This is a genomic window from Trichormus variabilis 0441, assembly GCF_009856605.1.
GTDB classification, from domain to species: Bacteria; Cyanobacteriota; Cyanobacteriia; order Cyanobacteriales; family Nostocaceae; genus Trichormus; species Trichormus variabilis.
Genome location: NZ_CP047242.1, coordinates 1,658,086 through 1,676,677, shown reverse-complemented (window position 1 = coordinate 1,676,677; position 18,592 = coordinate 1,658,086). Strand labels below are relative to the sequence as shown.

Genomic DNA, 18,592 nt, shown 5'->3' with positions numbered 1-18,592 from the left:
TCCCGCGCCACTCATGTTCTGGTTATGGCTCCAGAATTATGGAACAGAAAAATGCTGATATATGAACACCTGGTAACTAATCACTCGTAGAACAGATTTTTAAAACTTCAACTCATTAGCACCCAGACTCATTGGTTGATTAGTTTGATTGAGGGGAGGGCGAGCAAAGGTATTGCCAGATAATACCGCGATCGCACGGGCATATTGCGGATCGTTTTGAGTAGCAATTAGTTTGGGATTGTTGGCTAGTTGGCGTTCCTGTGCGTCGGTTAACTCCAGTTTGATATCTGGTGTAATACCTTTATGGTTGATGTCTGTACCGTTGGGGGTATAGTAGTGAGCGATCGTCACTGCCAAACCTGAACCATCGGGTAATTCATGAACTGACTGGACTAAAGCTTTGCCAAAGGTTTGACCACCAATCACTACAGCTCGTTTATTATCCTTGAGCGCACCTGTCAGAATCTCACTGGCGCTAGCTGAGTTACCATCTACCAATACGGCCAAGGGAAGTTTTGTTAAAGCAGTCCGGTTAGCTTTTGTATCTTCGTTAAATCCCTGACGGTTAACGGTACGGACAATGCCACCATCATCTAACCACATCCGAGCAATTTCAATACTCGCCTGTAATAAACCACCAGGGTTTCCCCGCAAATCTAATACATAAGAATCTACTTTTTGTCCGTTCAAATTGCGGATAGCTCGTGCCATTTGCTCGGCGGCGTGGGCGCTGAACTCCCGTAAGCGGATGTAACCAACCCGTCTGCTACCTTCTTGCTTCAGGTTGTAGGAAACAGTTGGTACTTCTATTTTGGCTCTGGTGAGCTTCAAATCAAAGGCACTGTTTCCAGTACGTCCTAGACGTAAAGTAATAGCGGTGCCTTCTTTACCGCGAATTAATTTAGAGGCATCATCCACTTTCATTTGCTGGGTGGGTTTGCCGTCAATTGCTAGGATTTCATCACCTGCTTTAATCCCCGCTTTCAAGGCTGGAGAGTTTTCTATGGCTTCTAGGACAGTCAGCCGCTTGGTTATTTCGTTCAACTCCATGCGGATACCTATACCAGATACTTCCCCAGATGTTTGACTGGTGAGGACTTCAAACTGCTTGGGGTCCATAAACCTGGTATATGGATCGTTCAGCCTTTGTAGGGCTTCCCGAATTGCCACGTAAGCTTCTTCTTTAGATGAATAATCTTTGCTTAATAAACTTTTTCTAACTGCCAGCCAATCTTGTTGATTAAACTTGCCATCAACATATTCGTTATTTACTAATTGCCATACTTGGTCTATTACCGCTTTAGGACTATCTTGTAAGGCGGCACGAACGCTACGAGTCCAAGCTGGGCCAAATACGGATATAGTCGCTGTTGTAGCGATCGCTCCTCCAATCATAGCAACCTGGAGCAGCGAGTGATGTTTCGCAGATGAGTTCATGTATATCAGCAGGGATTTATTGTGATTTTGACAGTTTAGCAATCAGACTTTGGGTAAAGTTTTAAGTTTTTATACTCAATTTTCAGCTACACTCCCCTCATTAATTCTCCCCTTTAAATTATGCTAATATTTTGCATTAATTTATTAACAATCATTACTATTTCTTTGATTTTCTTAGCTAGTTTAATCTAGCAGTGTGACAATAGTGTGACAGTTTTGTTACTGTCATCTTTACACCCCATATTAATTTTATAAGATAGCACTTCTATTGGAGAATTGCTGGTCTTTTAAGCTTAACTAACCAAGCTTTTTTATCTTGTGTCATGAGGCGCAAATTCAACAGAAATTCATCAGTCCCTACAAGGGAAGACATAAGGAAAAAGTGGCGATTAATACAAAAACTTGTGGGGGTTTTATGTCTGGTGCTTGGCGGTTGGCTAATCATCACCACTATAACCCTAGTTTTTGCTTCTTCCCAGCCTCCAGATGCCTTTTTTGTCCTTGGCGGTAGTATTAGACGGGAAATTTATATTGCCCAAATAGCCAAACAATATCCACAAATCCCCATTTTAATTTCCCAAGGTTCTCCAGACCCATGTATCAAGCTAATTTTTGAGCGTGAGGCGGCAGATTTGTCTAATGTTTGGCTGGAAAAGTGTGCCAATTCCACCTTTGAAAATTTCTACTATGGAGTACCGATATTAAAAAGTTGGGGAGTACATAAAGTCAGACTAATTACTTCACCCACTCATTTACCAAGAGCTAAATGGATGGCACAGATTCTTTTAGGCTCTCGTGGTATTTGGGTAGAAGTTGAGGTCGTTAAAGAAACTGGTGTTCCTGGTAATCGGGAGTCTTGGATCAAAACAGGGTTAGATGTCACCCGTAGCATATTATGGGCTGGCTTGAGTCAAATCATTCAGCCACAATGCCCAAAAGTTATGCAACTGAGCAAAGTAAATATGTCAACTTGGCAAAGTCGAGGTTTTAAGTGTGAATATCAAGGGGACTTGAGGATGTGAGGGGGTAGAAGACAGGCGACAAAAGTCAGTCCCGATGAGACCACTTTCGTACTAGGCAGTGAAACTGGTCTTTTCCCCAGCCCTTACTTACAAGTTAGGTATAAATATAGTGCCTAAGCTTGAAACTTAACTACTGGCACACTGGACTTAATGAAGTGTTTTGCATTGAAAATACGAGGTTATCGTAGTCGGGTAGTAGAAATATATAGCTATTTCTACTACCTTATAATTGTGAGAAACGGTTCAAATGGCTCCAAACGTGAAACACATTATTAAAGCTTTTAACCAAAGATAATCGAATCCGACGGAGATAATCATCTTTGGCTAATTAAGTATTATTACTTAAAAACTCACCTATTGAGTATCTCAGTAATTATAACAACTACATTTACATCGGTTTCTACTGTTAACTGAAACTTAGCCTGAAATTCAGAAGTAGATGACATAAGTAACACAAAAGATAAACAACCAATAAAACCTTTCTTGTATTTGGGATTTAACTTCAAAATCCCTTGGTTGCCTTTGACGCTAATGTGCTTCAACTGCTCTATACATCTAATGTTTCCGTCGCTGGGAATTTTACCTCCCAAATCTACGTTAGTGTTACTTTGGCTTAGTGTTTTGTTTTTCATTTCTACTTTTTAAGTAATGGTTTATATGCCTGTAAAGCCTTCCACCTAGCTAAAAAGCAGTTACCTAAGCTTTTAAAGTTCTATCATTTAGTGATAGAATATGAACAACTATAAAAACAGAGCTGGGCAAACTTGCATTTTTTGCGAGGTTTACCGGCTTTTTTATTTGGCATTGAAAACTATGTTACCACAACTTCCACGTATCATGTGCTGGAGGAGTGGTTTTTTTTTGAGTATTGTAGTTTCTTATCATATATATAAGTTTTTTTAATCGCTTACTTGACAGCGTCAAGTATAGTGTTTTGAGGATTATGAATTTGAGTCTTATTTACTTTGAACGATTATAAAAACTTTTTTAAGCGGTTAAGTTATATACTTTAAAAAATAAATCTAAGAAATACCTATAAGATATAACATAAGCGTGGCATAATATGCTTAGGTAGAATTGAATCAGTTATATATACACGCATTAAAGTGCTATGCTAGAACAACAAGAGCAGTCAGCTAAACAGCTAAAATCTCATAAGGCAGACTCTTTTCCTTCATCTGTTGCTTACATCCATAATTTTTTAGATGAATATGGGCTAGATCCTTATGAGTTCAGGCTTTACACTCACATAATTCGTAGAACAGGTGGCAAGCCTGAAGGAGTCTGCTTTGCTAGTCTTCGTAAAACGGCAGAAATATGCAAGATGAGTATGCGTAAAGCTCAACAGGCGCTAAAAGTTCTTATGAAAGCTAATTTAGTAATACAGAGGAAACGGAATGGGCGTACAGATGAGTATCGGATTACGCCTGTTAGCGAGTGGGTAGCTGGTGAAAAATTGGATGAAATTCGCCAGGAAATAGCAAAAGGAACTAAAAATTTGTCCAGTGATCTGAGTATGGATAACCCAACAGAATAGAGTCTGGTTAAATTTTCAATTAACCATGTTAAGAATAAAACTACAACGGCTCAATAGAGATAACCAGCATTGGATCGCAAAACTCCTGCTCTGGATAGTCTCTGAGAGAAGTTATCATAAGCTTTACGCTAAATTTTCTTACTTTGAGCAAAAGATTCCATCATATCTTTGTTGACGGCGTATTCTTGTCCTTTTGTCCATTAAGGAATTATTTGTCAGTTTTAAATAATTAATGTCCAGACGTTCGATTTTTCTAGCCCTATGCAATTAGGCTAATACTTTAGCCTTGTATATTTCAGTTTTAAAGAATTAGTGTCACTTTTACTGATAAATATACTTGTGGTTATCGATTTTCACGAGTGGTGCTAGATGATGAAAGGACACAATAACATTGAGGTAGGCAGATAATAAGCGACGATGCTCCACCCCACTTAATAGAGCGATCGCTCCCCTGAATAACAGTAAAAGTCAGTAGTCTGTTGAGACGAACATAACAAAAGGCATTTAATTGTTTAAATTTTGAGGAGTCGGTTTTTAAAGAAAAGGCATTTAATTATTTAAAAGCCTTCAAAGAATATAAGAGCGGTGAAAAGCGTAACTTCCTTGATGTATAAGCTTTTTAGCCTCTGACACTGCCTGACATTAATTTTTTAAAATTGACAAATAATTCTTTAATGGACACCTTTCCCAGCAAGCATTTCATCGCAGTGCTGCTACACCCAAGGGGCCACGAGTTACACCTAGCTGATTTTGTAGTTTTAACTCTCGCCACAGTTGAGAACCTGTAATTTCACCTGCCAGTAATTGACGATAACGCTGTATTGTTTTAGTCACTTGTTCAGGTGTTTCATTGACAAACTCAAGGCGGAAGTGAATTAAACCCAAGCCTATCAAGCGCTGTACGTATTCGGCTCCGGTTTGGGCTGTACCATTGAATACAGTATTACGACAACCTGCGTCTGCTTGTAAGACGTGTTCACTACCCACGCGATCGCGCAATTTCACTTCGTGTTTTTCACACGGTCTGCCACAATTGGTATAGTCAGTTCCTTCTGAGAGAAAGGCACAAAATACACAATGCTCCATGTGGAACATGGGTATATGTTGATGGATTGTCACCTCAAACCACTGGGCAGGGCAACTGGTAAGTAAGTTTTCTAGCTGATTGATATTTAAATCATAGGATGCTGTTAGCCTTTCCAAACCAAAGTTTTGCTTAAAGTAGCCTGCGGTTAAAGGGTTGGCAACATTCAGCGAAAAATCACCAATGCAAATATCGCCTGCAAAAAATTCTAATTGGTCGTAGTTCCGTATCAGATAACCATCAGCGTTGGCGGCGCGGACTTGCTGTAAAATCCAGTTTTCGCCTGGTTTGGTAATGCGGGGTGGAGCGACGAAGATTTGGGGAGTGGCGGATTCTAGCTTTACCTCATGTACTAGTTTTACAGCTTCTTTATAGGTGCGGGGATCTTCAAATTCGCAGTATAGGGTTTCGACACCAGTTTGTAAGGCGGCTTGGAGTTGCTTGAGGTTGCGGACTAAAACAATGAAGGAGGGGGATTGAGGGGATTGGGGAGATAGGGGAGGGAGGAGGTCTTGAAAGGAAACATGACTACGTAGTTGCCAGCGTTTGGGTTGACTGCGTAATTCTTCTAATTGAGTCACAACTTCTCGCCGCATCCGATTTAACTCACTGACGGGAACCATGACCGCACCATTGAGGTGATTGGTGAGGGTTCCTAAACGGAAGGGAGTGTTACCAAGACGACCGAATTGTTCTTGTAACCGTTCTGTATCTAAGGGTTTGGTGTGGGCTGCAACTAATGATATTGCTGACTCTACTTGTACAATATTACCGAGTTCATCGCGGGCGATCGCCACTAACATCTGACCAATTTCCCCATGAATTTCCCAGTCTATGGGACGTTGAAATTGGGGGTTATCTCCAGCAAAGCTTTGGCGCAATTGTTTATCAAGTTCTGGGTCGCTAGTTTTCCACAGTTTATCTCCTACATGAACACGGCGGAAGTTCACATTACCTTGACCAAAGCTTAATACAGCTTCTTTACCCTTCTGCACCACCCCATAAACTCGACCACCTTCTTCTTTCGCCTCTGGATGCCCACAATCGAATACCACACCATCCCCTGGCTTCACAGGTGCTTCTAATTTAATTGTCACCTCTTCATTGCGAATACGGCTGACTTCACCTAAGTAAACCCCGCGCTTCTTGCCAAATCTGGCGTGAACTAGTTCTTGATTGTTAATTCCCTGAAACCAACCAGTGTAAAGTCCGCGAGAAAAAGCCATTTCTAAGTCGTAGCGCTCTTGGTGTGATACATAATCCCTTTGTGATTGTCCCATCACCCGATCTAATGCTTGTCGATAGACACGGGTAACATTAGCCACATACTCTGGAGCTTTTAACCGTCCCTCAATCTTGAGACTTGTCACCCCTGACTTAACCAAATCAGGCAAAATTTCTAATCCTGCTAAATCTTGGGGGCTAAGTAAATATTTGCGATCGCCTAAATCTATAATTTCCCCATCAACAGTTAATTCATAGGGCATTCGGCAAGCCTGGGCGCACTCACCACGATTGGCAGAACGTCCTCCCAAGGCTTCACTAGTCAAACATTGACCAGAATAGGCTACACACAAAGCCCCGTGAACAAAAACCTCTAGGGGTAGGGAAGCAGACCTTTGTGCAATCTGCTGTTGAATCTTGTTAATTTCCGCAAGAGAACATTCACGGGCTAGTACTACCAGTTCACAACCAAGAGACTTGGCAAATTCCACGCCAGCCGGGCTAGTGATGGTCATTTGTGTGGAAGCGTGAATGGGAAAATCTGGTGACAGATGACGGATAAGCCGACAAATACCCACATCCTGCACGATCACCGCATCCACACCAGCAGCAATAATTGTGCGGAGATATTGCTGCGCTTGGACTAATTCTTGGGGAAAAATCAGTGTATTGACAGTGACATAACCTTTCACACCCCGCAGGTGCAGGAATGCCATTAATTCAGGTAAATCTGCCTCAGTAAAATTTTGCGCCCGCATTCTGGCGTTAAACCTATCCAAACCAAAATAAATCGCATCTGCCCCATTTTCTACAGCAGCTTTAGCACATTCCCAGTTACCAGCCGGTGCGAGGATGTCAGGACGTGAAAAAGAGGATTGGGGATTTTGTAAGTCAGCGCTTTTCATCAAGTTTGGCAAAGGTTATGTATCACCATAGTAATTTTATCTGAGAAAAACTGGCGACTGGAAGAGAATCAGCAATTACCAATGGTGTATTTATATCAGTAACTTAACGTAATTAGGGGAGCGATCGCTTTATTTATTGCCGGGTTTATCTTAGGCAAACGAGGGTTATTTATCTCTAAAGACGGCAAACACCACATTAACGTTACGGTTGACCCTAATTACTCAAAGTATTAATTCTCATAAATTAGACAGAGTGACAGCAGTTTAATCCATGAACCAGCTAAAAACAACTTTTAAAATTAACCGTCCCATTCAAGGTTCGGGAAACCACCCTTCATGGACTGGCGATCCCTGAGCTTCAGTATATATATCAGCATAACTTGGAGTTTCCCACCCAGGAAGACCAAATCAACGGTTATGGATACTGAACTGACTGCTTTTTTCACTAGTTAGTTCAAAAATAAAGCCCTTTATATTCCCATTCATTTGTAGTTATACGGAGCCAGCACCTAAAATGGCAAAAGTAGTTGGAATTGACTTAGGAACAACTAACTCCTGCGTCGCAGTAATGGAAGGTGGTAAACCCACAGTTATTGCCAACGCAGAAGGTTTCCGCACCACACCGTCGGTAGTGGCATTTGCTAAAAACGGCGACACCCTAGTAGGACAAATCGCCAAGCGCCAAGCGGTGATGAACCCCGAAAATACTTTCTATTCTGTTAAGCGCTTTATTGGTCGTCGCTACGACGAAGTAACAAACGAAGCTACAGAAGTTTCCTACAAAGTTCTCAGCAGTGGCGGTAACGTCAAGGTAGACTCTCCTGGAGCCGGTAAACAATTTGCTCCCGAAGAAATTTCTGCCAAGGTTCTCCGCAAACTAGTGGAAGATGCTAGTAAATACCTTGGTGAAACTGTTACCCAAGCTGTAATCACCGTTCCCGCATACTTCAATGACTCCCAACGTCAAGCGACCAAAGACGCTGGTAAGATTGCTGGTATTGAAGTCATGCGGATTATCAACGAACCTACAGCTGCTTCCTTGGCTTACGGTTTTGATAAAAAGAGCAATGAAACCATCCTCGTATTTGACCTTGGTGGTGGTACATTCGACGTATCCGTCCTAGAAGTAGGCGACGGCGTATTTGAAGTATTGGCTACTTCTGGTGATACCCACCTTGGTGGTGACGACTTCGATAAAAAAATCGTTGATTTCCTCGCTGAACAGTTCAGAAAAGACGAAGGTATTGACCTCCGCAAAGACAAACAAGCACTGCAACGCTTAACCGAAGCAGCAGAGAAAGCTAAGATTGAGCTTTCCAGCGTTACCCAAGCAGAAATTAACCTCCCATTCATCACCGCTACCCAGGACGGCCCCAAACACCTGGATATGACCCTGACTCGCGCTAAGTTTGAAGAACTTTGTGCCGACTTGATTGACCGTTGCCGTATTCCCGTCGAACAGGCGCTACGGGATGCCAAACTCAAGAAAGACAATATTGATGAAGTGGTCTTAGTGGGTGGTTCTACCCGTATCCCTGCGGTACAACAACTCGTTAAGAATCTGCTAGGTAAAGAACCAAACCAAACTGTTAACCCTGATGAAGTTGTGGCAGTTGGCGCAGCAATTCAAGCAGGTGTATTGGGTGGTGAAGTCACGGGCATCTTATTGTTAGATGTAACACCATTGTCCTTGGGTGTAGAAACCTTGGGTGGTGTGATGACAAAGATTATTCCTCGTAACACCACAATTCCCACCAAGAAATCTGAAGTCTTCTCTACAGCCGTGGATGGTCAAACCAACGTGGAAATTCACGTCCTCCAAGGTGAACGAGAATTTGCCAACGATAACAAGAGCTTGGGAACCTTCCGCCTCGATGGTATTCCTCCAGCACCACGGGGTGTTCCCCAAATCGAAGTCGTGTTCGACATTGATGCTAACGGTATCCTGAACGTCACCGCTAAAGATAAAGGTACTGGTAAGGAACAGTCCATCAGTATTACTGGTGCTTCCACTCTGGATAAAACTGACATTGACCGCATGGTGAGAGAAGCGGAACAAAACGCTTCATCTGACAAAGAACGCCGGGAGAAAATTGAGCGCAAAAACCAAGCCGATTCTTTGGCATACCAAGCTGAGAAGCAGCTACAAGAATTGGGTGATAAAGTCCCCGAAGCAGATAAAACCAAAGTTGAAGGTTTAGTGAAAGACCTGCGGGAAGCCGTTGCTAAGGAAGACGACGAGCAAATCAAAAAGCTGACCCCAGAATTGCAACAAGCATTGTTCGCAGTTGGTAGCAATATCTATCAACAAGCTGGTGGCGGTGCTGCGCCTGGTGCGGCTCCTCAAGATGGCGGTACTACTTCATCTGATGGTGGTGATGATGTAATTGACGCTGATTTTACAGAGACTAAATAATCTTGGTAATGATTTAAGGTACATTAATTTGTACCTACTCAATATTACCCACCCAAGCGTTGACTTGAGTGGGAATTTTTTTATGTTTAGATATTGAGAAAAGCAGAATACGCCTGGGGACTGGTGAAAATTTCTTAATGAAGATGTGCTTTATTCTGGACTGTAGAGACGTTGCAGGCAACGTCTCTACAATTATTTATTGGGTGCAACTTTATAGAGAATTGGTATTAACAGTTGACCATCAACTGTCAACTATCAACCGTCAACAACCAACACAAATTACTAACTATTGAGTGCAACTGGCTTTTGTGACTCCAGTCCAACTAGCTTTTCGCTCAAATCCCACAGGCGTTCGGCTTTTTCATCATCACGAGCTTGGGGAGAAACTTTTTGTACAAAAGACTTACCATCTTTCTTTTGACGATTTCCCCAACTCCAATAAGCACCAGATTGTTTGTATTCAGGCGCAGCAATCACATCTGCAACCCTCTCTCCTGCCAACTCTTGGGATACGTATCCGCCAGTGATGTACTTTTGGAACAAGGGGAAGATTTTCTGGAATAGGGGATAGTGGTTGCGGAATAGTGGTGTTTCGGCGACGCAACCGGGATAAAGGGAAGTGAAAGTAATGCCGGTGGATTCGTGATAACGGCGATGCAGTTCCCGCATGGTTAGGACGTTACAAACTTTGCTGTCTTTGTAAGCCTTCACTGGTTCAAACTTCTTACCGTCAATCATAGAAATTGGTGGTTTAAAGCCTTGGGCAAACCCTTCCAAATTACCCAAGTCTGGGCGCGGGGGAATTTTACCACCTAGTTCGTCTGGGTTGTGGGTGACAGTTCCTAAAATCACAAGTCGTTTATCCGCAGCCGATGACTTCTGCAAATCTTCCAGCATGAGCTTACACAGCAAAAAATGACCAAGGTGATTGGTGGTCATAGTCAATTCGTAACCTTCTGGGCTGCGTAAAGGCTCTTTGATTAAGGGCATATAAATGGCAGCATTGCACAATAGAGCGTCTAAGGATTTGCCAGTAGCTCTAAAGTCATTCACAAACTGGCGCACACTATCCAATGAGCCTAAGTCAATATGTATGATGGTGTAGCTATCCTTGGGGATTCCGACTTCTTGCGCGGCTTGTTCTGCTTTCTCTAAATTGCGGCAAGCCATGACGACGTGCCATCCTCTTTTAGCAAGGGCTTTTGCAGCGTACAAACCAACCCCAGAAGAAGCTCCAGTGACTATAACTGTTGATTTTCGATCCTGTGCCATTGTCTTAAGACTCTATGTAATCGCCTTTTCCTATTTTCAGGATCTTACCTCAAGGAGTTGCTACCTCTGATTGGTTGATTACTGACTGTTACATAGAGTCACATCAATCTTAACTTTTAGTTCAAATTGCTTAATAAATCTGGTTGCGGCTTGGCAAAATAGGAAATTGTCTGAGTAAAGGTCAGGGTATTGACTCACATATAGGAATGATATCTGCATGAGAAATGGTATGGGTGGGTGGTGCAAAATACTGTACTTCCTTGAAATGCCTGCTTTATCATCGAATATCTGATTCGTAAACAAAATCTTCAGATGCCATTCCCTTGCTCATCAGACCAATCAATGAGTGATCCTCATAATGCGATCGCCGCAAGAAGACATTATTTTATCGTGGAAATTAGGAGTCCTTTCTGATTCCATATCTTCCAGAATGATGAGTGAGGGGGTACCCAAACCTGATAGATTAAGCTATCAGCGAGTAAAAACTGGTGAAAATGAAAGTCCTAGTTATTGGTGGCGATGGATACTGCGGTTGGGCAACCGCACTTTATCTTTCCAATCGCGGTTATGAAGTTGGAATATTAGATAGTTTGGTGCGTCGGCACTGGGATAATGAACTGGGTATCGAAACTCTGACTCCGATCGCCCCAATTCAGCAACGTCTCCAGCGCTGGCAAGATTTAACAGGCAAATCTATTGACCTGTTTGTTGGCGATATTACCAACTATGAATTTCTCCAAAAAGCGTTGCATAAATTTGAGCCAAATGCCATAGTCCATTTTGGCGAACAGCGTTCAGCACCATTTTCGATGATTGACCGTGAACACGCAGTTGTTACCCAGGTCAATAACGTTGTGGGTACGTTGAATTTGCTGTATGCAATGAAGGAAGATTTTCCTGACTGTCACTTAGTGAAGTTAGGAACAATGGGGGAATACGGCACACCTAATATTGATATCGAAGAAGGCTACATCACCATTGAACACAATGGACGCAAGGATACCCTACCTTATCCCAAGCAACCCGGTTCAATGTACCACTTGAGTAAAGTTCATGATAGCCACAATATCCATTTTGCCTGTCGGATTTGGGGATTGCGGGCAACAGACTTAAATCAAGGTGTGGTTTACGGCGTTCTCACCGAAGAAACGGGGATGGACGAACTCTTAATTAACCGACTAGATTATGATGGTGTGTTTGGTACAGCGCTCAACCGTTTCTGCATTCAAGCTGCAACTGGTCATCCCCTAACTGTTTATGGTAAAGGTGGGCAAACGCGCGGATTCTTGGATATTCGGGATACGGTGCGATGTGTAGAACTAGCGATCGCTAATCCGGCTCCATCGGGTGAGTTTCGTGTCTTTAACCAATTTACTGAACAATTCAGTGTTGGTGACCTGGCATTAATGGTGAAAAAAGCTGGCAATGCCTTGGGACTAAATGTAGAGATCAATAACCTCGATAATCCCAGAATCGAAAAAGAAGAACATTACTTCAATGCCAAAAACACTAAACTACTCGATTTAGGCTTGCAACCTCATTATCTCTCTGATTCTCTGCTAGATTCTCTCTTAAACTTTGCTGTCAAGTATCAAGGACGAGTTGATCAAAAGCAAATTTTACCCAAAGTCTCTTGGCATAGAAATTAACAATAAGACTGAAGCAAAAAGCTTTTTTGTTCTCCCAGGGTGTAAAAGTATGAGATTGTTCAACACCTAGACTCTCATACCTTTACACCCTATTTTTAGATCAGAAAAGGCTATTTTGATGTTTCGTTGTAGATTTTCCTTTGAGGAAGACAGTCCTGAAGAAAAAACTTTCGCAGCCAAATATAAAAGCTGTATTTTCCCTACTCCCTACTCCCCACTTTCAAGGCAGCCGATCATTACATAAGCGCAAAGTATAGATTTGGCCCAAAAAACAGCCCCATTTTTAGCGACAGAAAAATCGTTCCAACTCCAAGGGAATACAGTGTAAGGGTTTTAAAGTCCTACACCGCTATATTCCTACACCGTTGATTTTGTGTTCTTATGCGTGAGTCTTAACACAATTCAGTTCCGAGCGGACAACTCTGAGTAAAAATATCAGTCTCCAGCCCCTAGAAAAATTTCATGCTTAGCTGCGAAATTTACTTCATCATGACTGTCCATCTTTGGTAATAGTAAAAAAAATACAGTATTTAAAGATTTTGAAACGAATAAATATTACACTGTCATCAAAATAACTAGGAACCTACGTTATTATCTGACCGCAAAACTTGTTAACTTTTTACGAGCATACCTAATCATGAAGACTAACTTTACTGCATTGCTAATCATGCCCGTCCTTTTCAGCAGCTCAGTTAATGTACAAAAACATACACCCACATCAAAGATTGATACCAGTAATTCCTCTACTGTTCAAGAAGTCAAAGCACCTAAACACACTTTATTAGCCGCAGCTACTACACCAAAAACCTATTATGTAAGTGGTACGGGAAAAGACAGCAATAATGGACTCTCCAGAACTACTCCCTTTAGAACAATTCAAAGAGCTGCAGATTTGACCAACCCAGGGGATACAGTCATAATTATGAACGGACTGTACACAAATCCATACCCTGGTGCTGGCTATGCTGTATCCATAACTCGCTCTGGTAACGCTAACGCATGGATCAAATTTCGGGCATCTAGTGGACATACACCTAAAATTAAGCATGATGCTTGGAATGGGATTTATATTGGCGATGGAGCCTCTTATGTCGAGATCCAAGGGCTAGAGATAGAAGGGAATAATGACAATATCAGCCTTGATTATGCTAGAGAACAGCAGTATAACCTTTATAATCCCTGGACAATCGGAAATTGTATCACCATTGATGGACGGAACAATGGTCATCCGCATCACATCCGAATCCTCAACAACAAGATACATGGATGCGGCGGTGGTGGTATTGCTGTAATTCAAGCAGACTATGTAACGATAGATGGCAATGAAGTCTATAACAATGCTTGGTACTCTCCTTATGCTAGCAGTGGTATTTCGGTCTATCAGAATTGGAATTATGATAGCAATAAGGGATACAGAATGTATGTTACCAACAATCGGGTTTATGATAATCGACAGTATATTCCCTTCGTATACAGTGGGAAAATTGAAGATGGTAATGGTATCGTCATCGATGATTTAAGAAATACTCAAGGCGGATCAACTTTAGGCCCCTATCTAGGACGTACTTTGGTTGCTAACAATCTTACATATAAAAATGGTGGTACGGGCATTCATACCTACCTCAGTGAAAATGTAGATATTGTTCACAATACTGCTTATTTGAATAACCAAAGCCCAGAAATCTCTCATGGGCAAATCTTTGCTAATGCCTCGTCAAATGTCAAGGTGTGGAATAACATTCTTTACGCTTATCCTGGCAAAAATGTCAACAATAACTGGAGCAATACAAATGTTAGTTATAACTACAATGTATACGCTAATAGTTCCTTGATCACTGTGATGGGAGCTAATGATATTATTGCAGACCCCCAGTTTGTTAACCCATCCCTAAACAACTTCCAATTGAATGTAACTAGTCCAGCAATTAACAATGGTTATACCTGGAGTCAATTAAAGAAAGATATCCTCAGTAATCCTCGTCCTTCTGGTATTAAATATGATGTCGGTGCATACGAGTATCAGTTTTAGTAACTAGAGAGAAAAACAGGGGGTTGTGTGCCGAGAATGTGAATTATACAGAAAAACTTTTATCTTCTATTGGTTTTCGGCGCACAACCTCTTTTTTTACAATCGAATTGCTTTGTTTGATCAATGAGCAATCATCCTTGAGTCGAAGCAAATTAATCTATATTGCTCAGACGGTATCAGGACTCAACACTGAATATTCAGCACTCAGTACTCCCTACTCACTATTTTTAAAAACGCCGTTCTAGAATTGCCTTGATGTTAGGGATAGCGGCGGCGATAGAGGCGAAATCTGGGGTTGTCTTTTGCCAACTTTCCCGTTCTTCTAGTCGTTCCGCCCAGGCTAGCAAACGAGGGTAATCATCTAAAGAGAACCCGAAAAGGGGGAGAGAAGGAATCAGTGTACCTGCAACTACTTCTGCCAGTGTGAAATCTTTGCCTGCAAAGTAAATCTGTTCACCCAAAAGAGTTTCATAAAACTGTAAAATCTTCGCTACTGCCTCTTGAGCAGATGCGAGCTTTTTGGCATCGGTGTCTAATTCTACTAATGGCCGAGTCAAGATGACGGTAGCAGGCTGAAGCTCGCTGACTGTGATCATTTCTACCATACGAACTGTAGCGATCGCCCCAGGCTCACTAGGAATTAGCGAGGGATTGGGATATTTGGTCTCTAGATAATCCAAAATTGCCAAAGACTCCACCACCCGTAAGCCATTATCCACTATCACAGGCACACGCTGGAGGGGATTAATTGCCGTGAATTCCTCCTGAAATTGATCACCATCGAGATTCAGCAACAATGGTTCAAAAGGGATTTGTTTTTCCAGTAAAGCTACCCAAACTCGACGAGCATTAACAGAGATGGGATTGTAGTAAAACTTCAGCATCGCAACCCTAAGTTATCAACTACGCTCAGGGATTATATCCTTTCGTTAAGTGATTGTACAAAATACTGGAAAATCTAGCACAATAAAATAACAAGTTTTACCTAAAATTCTCATTGCCAAAAACTTAATAGATTTTCTTCGGTGTGGTGTGGTTCGTGTTGATTCACAACTAGACTTACTTACCCGCAAACATTGAGAGGTGTCCGTATGGATGCTAATAAACTCCTAGAGTTATATAACGCAGGAGAACGAAAATTCCACAGAGCAAATCTGCATCAAGCTAACCTTTATGCTGTTGATTTGAGGGGGGCAAATTTTGCCGAAGCTGATTTAAGTGGAGCCAACCTTAGTCAAGCTAACTTGAGTGGATGTAATCTCAGTCGTGCTAATTTAACTGATGCAGACTTGAGTGGAGCTAACTTGAGTGGAGCTAACTTGAGTGAAGTCAACTTCATCGGTGCAGATTTAATTAGCACCAATTTAAAACAAAGCAATCTCAGTCGAGCAGATTTACGCGGTGCCAATTTAATTTTGGCCAATTTATTCAGTGCTAACCTGAGTGAAGCGGAAATGAGTGGTGCTGATTTGAGTGGCGCTAATCTCAAGCAAGCAAACTTAATTGGTAGCAACGTCATGGAAGCAGAATTGAAGGGGGCAAATTTCTCTGGAGCTGTCATTACAGAGCAAGAAATCACTGGTAGAGTTTTGCGCTTAGGTCTCTCTCACAGATGGATAACTTGGGCTGGTTGTCATTGACTCAGACAAAATACACAAGGGTAACAAATACTCTTGTTACCCTAATAAGGGACTTCCAGATAAAAAAATACCCAAAATGTAGAATGCGTCAGTGCCATAGAACCTAAATAAACTCAGAAATTATTCACACTGACGCACCCTACCAAACCATCAATGTTGGATAATTTATTTTTTGTGTTTCCAAATCTGGGGCAGTCGTTGAACAACTGCCTCCTGTATTTTCATAGCTAGCTTGCTTGTAAAATTTTAGTAAACCAAAGGAGTTGCACCCCGCATCTGACGGAAAGAATTAATACAAGCCGGACAGTCACAACCAAACAAGGCAATTGCTATATCGCTTTCTGCATCGTTGAACTCCAACATAGGAGCATCTTCTTGGGAAAATTCTATTTCCGGCTGATAGTTAGGCACTTGGGCTAAAACAGAAGCTCTAGCACAAACCAAACCAACTTTATGTTTATTTCTGATACAAGATAACTTATCTGTGTTTTTGACTTCTGGCTCAATTGCTTGTGCATGATTGACCATAACTGTCATAGACAGAATAGATGCTATCAAAACGGGACTAGAAATTAGGGTTAGGATAAATTTGTTCATGGGTTTCCTTGGAAATTAATTCTGACAACTCAGAATACTCCGATTAAATCTTACAGTGATACTGATTGTCCATCAGGAGATTATGTTGCCTAGTCAGGACTTTTGTCGAGGATAGAGTAGGTAAAAGTAACATTAGTATTGTTACTTATTTATTATTTCCATCCATAAATTTATTTACTGATTGAACCAAGGCATAGCAATATTAGCAATGAGGCAACAAGAAGAATAATTAGATACTACTTTTGGGCTTTGGGTTGAAATATCAAGTATGTACCTCCCAAACCTTCCACAATTGTGCGTGTGTTAGCAATCATCATACTTTGGTAAGTGTCACCATCGCTGGTTGTTTCTCCTAGTCCTTGAGTGTATAGTCGCCGTTCTGACAATTTTACTTCCGCCTCAGTAGCGACAGATTCCATCACTTTTAATGTATCAGTCATATCTGCAAAGATTGCCGGTACATTAGATTTTTGGATATACTGAGTCAGATTTTTGATTCTCTGATCTGTCGCTTGTTCTTCAGTGCCAATAGTGGCGGAGGGAATGCCATAGGCGTTTGTGTAATAATTTATTGCATTATAAGTTGTTACTAATTTGCGCTTTTCTTTGGGAATAGTGGCAATTTTTAATTTAATCCAATTATCTAGTTGAGTTAATTCGGTTTTAATTCTTTTGGTATTATCACCATAAATGGCAGTATTACTGGGTTCTAATTTTCTCAGGTTGCTATTAATGACTTCCAACATCTTGATAGCATTTTTAGGATTATGCCAAACATAAGGGTTATTTACTCTACGAGAATTTGCTGGGATTTGCTGTGGCTGAGGAACTGCAATTTGACTCACAGCAATTTTAGGTGCAGAGTTTTTGGTGGTATTTATGAGCTTGATTAATTCTGACTCAAGATTATAACCGTTATAGAGAATTAGATTAGCCTGCTCAAGTGCATCTTTATCTTCTGCTGTTGCTTGATAAAGCTGAGGTGCTTTGTTAGGGGGGATTAAGCAGATGAGATTAATCGTATTTTCGGCAATCTGTCTGGTTAAATCACACAGTACACTTGTGGTTGCTACAACTTTGGGAAGATTTTCATCAACCACATTAGTAGTCTGCGTAAAAGATGCACTTGTAGTTTGATTTCTACATCCAACAAATGCGCTGGTGAAAATAGTTAAAATTACGCGTAATAAATTTTTAGCTAATAATTTCTTTGGCATTATTTACTGTTGCTGACTGGATAAAAAATAATAGATATTGATTAATAAGATTATACTAATTTTTAATTAGCTGGAAGATGAAACAATTTCCTATTAGCTATTACCTATAGGACTACCATTTGATTTTTATATTACAGTCGGCTTGTACTGGGCATTGTCCACCCTACTAGTACTTAGATTATTCAAGAATCTCATCAGATTTTTGTAGGAGTGCAATAAGAATAAAGGCACAGCAATGCTGTGCCTCTAAAAATTTATGCTTTTTCACTTCACAAATTACCAGTGGGTAACTTCCCTTGTAGTAACTGAAGCTTAGTTTGGACACAGTTGGCGCAATTACAACCCAATTGATCGATGATGGGATTAGATGAGCGAGTTAAGGGTAGAGTGGTCGATTGGGAAATAGACTGTGTAGATACGGCTGTAATGGCTTGTGTATCAAGTACAGAGTTGATACTAACTGCCTTTGCTGGGTTAGCTACCAGCAACATAGATGCGATCAGTACAGGACAGGCCAGCAAAACTAGTTTGACTAAGTACATAATTCACAAATAATTACTATT

General features: G+C 41.2%; 14 protein-coding genes. 6 read left to right on the top strand and 8 right to left on the bottom strand.

Going from position 1 to position 18,592, the window contains the following annotated elements:
• Window positions 1–99: 99 nt before the first annotated feature.
• A complete protein-coding gene (gene ctpB, locus GSQ19_RS06650) occupies window positions 100–1,437 on the bottom strand; it encodes a carboxyl-terminal processing protease CtpB (protein ID WP_041455924.1) in 1,338 nt (445 codons plus the stop codon).
• A 323-nt stretch (window positions 1,438–1,760) separates the two neighbouring features.
• Between ctpB and GSQ19_RS06645 the strand changes: the two genes are divergently transcribed.
• Window positions 1,761–2,459 (top strand): YdcF family protein, encoded by a 699-nt coding sequence (locus GSQ19_RS06645; protein WP_011317186.1) that lies wholly within the window; start codon window positions 1,761–1,763, stop codon window positions 2,457–2,459.
• 350 nt (window positions 2,460–2,809) lie between these two features.
• On the opposite strand, the gene GSQ19_RS06640 is transcribed toward GSQ19_RS06645, so the two are convergent.
• Window positions 2,810–3,091 (bottom strand): hypothetical protein, encoded by a 282-nt coding sequence (locus tag GSQ19_RS06640; RefSeq protein WP_041455922.1) that lies wholly within the window; start codon window positions 3,089–3,091, stop codon window positions 2,810–2,812.
• Between the two features lie 479 nt (window positions 3,092–3,570).
• Between GSQ19_RS06640 and GSQ19_RS06635 the strand changes: the two genes are divergently transcribed.
• The gene (locus tag GSQ19_RS06635; protein ID WP_011317185.1) at window positions 3,571–3,996 is read left to right on the top strand and encodes a helix-turn-helix domain-containing protein; all 426 of its coding nucleotides are present in this window, start codon (window positions 3,571–3,573) and stop codon (window positions 3,994–3,996) included.
• Between the two features lie 699 nt (window positions 3,997–4,695).
• Here the strand turns inward: GSQ19_RS06635 and GSQ19_RS06630 are convergent.
• The gene (locus tag GSQ19_RS06630; RefSeq protein WP_011317184.1) at window positions 4,696–7,209 is read right to left on the bottom strand and encodes a U32 family peptidase; all 2,514 of its coding nucleotides are present in this window, start codon (window positions 7,207–7,209) and stop codon (window positions 4,696–4,698) included.
• A gap of 514 nt (window positions 7,210–7,723) precedes the next feature.
• On the opposite strand from GSQ19_RS06630, the gene dnaK reads away from it, so the two are divergent.
• The gene (dnaK, locus tag GSQ19_RS06625) at window positions 7,724–9,625 is read left to right on the top strand and encodes a molecular chaperone DnaK (protein ID WP_011317183.1); all 1,902 of its coding nucleotides are present in this window, start codon (window positions 7,724–7,726) and stop codon (window positions 9,623–9,625) included.
• A gap of 282 nt (window positions 9,626–9,907) precedes the next feature.
• Here the strand turns inward: dnaK and GSQ19_RS06620 are convergent, their stop codons facing one another.
• Window positions 9,908–10,897 (bottom strand): protochlorophyllide reductase, encoded by a 990-nt coding sequence (locus tag GSQ19_RS06620; RefSeq protein WP_011317182.1) that lies wholly within the window; start codon window positions 10,895–10,897, stop codon window positions 9,908–9,910.
• 494 nt (window positions 10,898–11,391) lie between these two features.
• On the opposite strand from GSQ19_RS06620, the gene GSQ19_RS06615 reads away from it, so the two are divergent.
• Complete coding sequence (locus GSQ19_RS06615; protein ID WP_011317181.1) at window positions 11,392–12,546, top strand: NAD-dependent epimerase/dehydratase family protein; 1,155 nt, start codon at window positions 11,392–11,394, stop codon at window positions 12,544–12,546.
• Window positions 12,547–13,183: 637 nt separating this feature from the next.
• Window positions 13,184–14,575, top strand: coding sequence for a right-handed parallel beta-helix repeat-containing protein (locus tag GSQ19_RS06610; protein WP_011317180.1), 1,392 nt, complete (start codon window positions 13,184–13,186; stop codon window positions 14,573–14,575).
• A 227-nt stretch (window positions 14,576–14,802) separates the two neighbouring features.
• Here the strand turns inward: GSQ19_RS06610 and GSQ19_RS06605 are convergent, their stop codons facing one another.
• On the bottom strand, window positions 14,803–15,459 hold the full coding sequence (locus GSQ19_RS06605; RefSeq protein ID WP_011317179.1) for a glutathione S-transferase family protein: 657 nt from the start codon (window positions 15,457–15,459) through the stop codon (window positions 14,803–14,805).
• A gap of 207 nt (window positions 15,460–15,666) precedes the next feature.
• On the opposite strand from GSQ19_RS06605, the gene GSQ19_RS06600 reads away from it, so the two are divergent.
• Window positions 15,667–16,215, top strand: coding sequence for a pentapeptide repeat-containing protein (locus GSQ19_RS06600; RefSeq protein ID WP_011317178.1), 549 nt, complete (start codon window positions 15,667–15,669; stop codon window positions 16,213–16,215).
• Window positions 16,216–16,461: 246 nt separating this feature from the next.
• On the opposite strand, the gene GSQ19_RS06595 is transcribed toward GSQ19_RS06600, so the two are convergent.
• From GSQ19_RS06595 to GSQ19_RS06585, 3 genes are all read right to left on the bottom strand, one after another.
• Window positions 16,462–16,812, bottom strand: coding sequence for a hypothetical protein (locus GSQ19_RS06595; RefSeq protein WP_011317177.1), 351 nt, complete (start codon window positions 16,810–16,812; stop codon window positions 16,462–16,464).
• 236 nt (window positions 16,813–17,048) lie between these two features.
• The gene (locus GSQ19_RS06590) at window positions 17,049–18,029 is read right to left on the bottom strand and encodes a metal ABC transporter substrate-binding protein (RefSeq protein WP_011317176.1); all 981 of its coding nucleotides are present in this window, start codon (window positions 18,027–18,029) and stop codon (window positions 17,049–17,051) included.
• A 269-nt stretch (window positions 18,030–18,298) separates the two neighbouring features.
• Window positions 18,299–18,571 (bottom strand): hypothetical protein, encoded by a 273-nt coding sequence (locus GSQ19_RS06585; protein ID WP_011317175.1) that lies wholly within the window; start codon window positions 18,569–18,571, stop codon window positions 18,299–18,301.
• Window positions 18,572–18,592 lie beyond the last annotated feature (21 nt).

Excerpts from the sequence above, each read along its gene's own strand:
- GSQ19_RS06585 (WP_011317175.1), bottom strand. The coding sequence starts at position 18,571 with ATGTACTTAGTCAAACTAGTTTTGCTGGCCTGTCCTGTACTGATCGCA.
- GSQ19_RS06595 (WP_011317177.1), bottom strand. The coding sequence starts at position 16,812 with ATGAACAAATTTATCCTAACCCTAATTTCTAGTCCCGTTTTGATAGCA.
- GSQ19_RS06630 (WP_011317184.1), bottom strand. The coding sequence starts at position 7,209 with ATGAAAAGCGCTGACTTACAAAATCCCCAATCCTCTTTTTCACGTCCT.
- GSQ19_RS06635 (WP_011317185.1), top strand. The coding sequence starts at position 3,571 with ATGCTAGAACAACAAGAGCAGTCAGCTAAACAGCTAAAATCTCATAAG.
- GSQ19_RS06620 (WP_011317182.1), bottom strand. The coding sequence starts at position 10,897 with ATGGCACAGGATCGAAAATCAACAGTTATAGTCACTGGAGCTTCTTCT.
- GSQ19_RS06590 (WP_011317176.1), bottom strand. The coding sequence starts at position 18,029 with ATGCCAAAGAAATTATTAGCTAAAAATTTATTACGCGTAATTTTAACT.
- GSQ19_RS06605 (WP_011317179.1), bottom strand. The coding sequence starts at position 15,459 with ATGCTGAAGTTTTACTACAATCCCATCTCTGTTAATGCTCGTCGAGTT.
- ctpB (WP_041455924.1), bottom strand. The coding sequence starts at position 1,437 with ATGAACTCATCTGCGAAACATCACTCGCTGCTCCAGGTTGCTATGATT.
- GSQ19_RS06610 (WP_011317180.1), top strand. The coding sequence starts at position 13,184 with ATGAAGACTAACTTTACTGCATTGCTAATCATGCCCGTCCTTTTCAGC.
- dnaK (WP_011317183.1), top strand. The coding sequence starts at position 7,724 with ATGGCAAAAGTAGTTGGAATTGACTTAGGAACAACTAACTCCTGCGTC.
- GSQ19_RS06645 (WP_011317186.1), top strand. The coding sequence starts at position 1,761 with ATGAGGCGCAAATTCAACAGAAATTCATCAGTCCCTACAAGGGAAGAC.
- GSQ19_RS06615 (WP_011317181.1), top strand. The coding sequence starts at position 11,392 with ATGAAAGTCCTAGTTATTGGTGGCGATGGATACTGCGGTTGGGCAACC.
- GSQ19_RS06600 (WP_011317178.1), top strand. The coding sequence starts at position 15,667 with ATGGATGCTAATAAACTCCTAGAGTTATATAACGCAGGAGAACGAAAA.
- GSQ19_RS06640 (WP_041455922.1), bottom strand. The coding sequence starts at position 3,091 with ATGAAAAACAAAACACTAAGCCAAAGTAACACTAACGTAGATTTGGGA.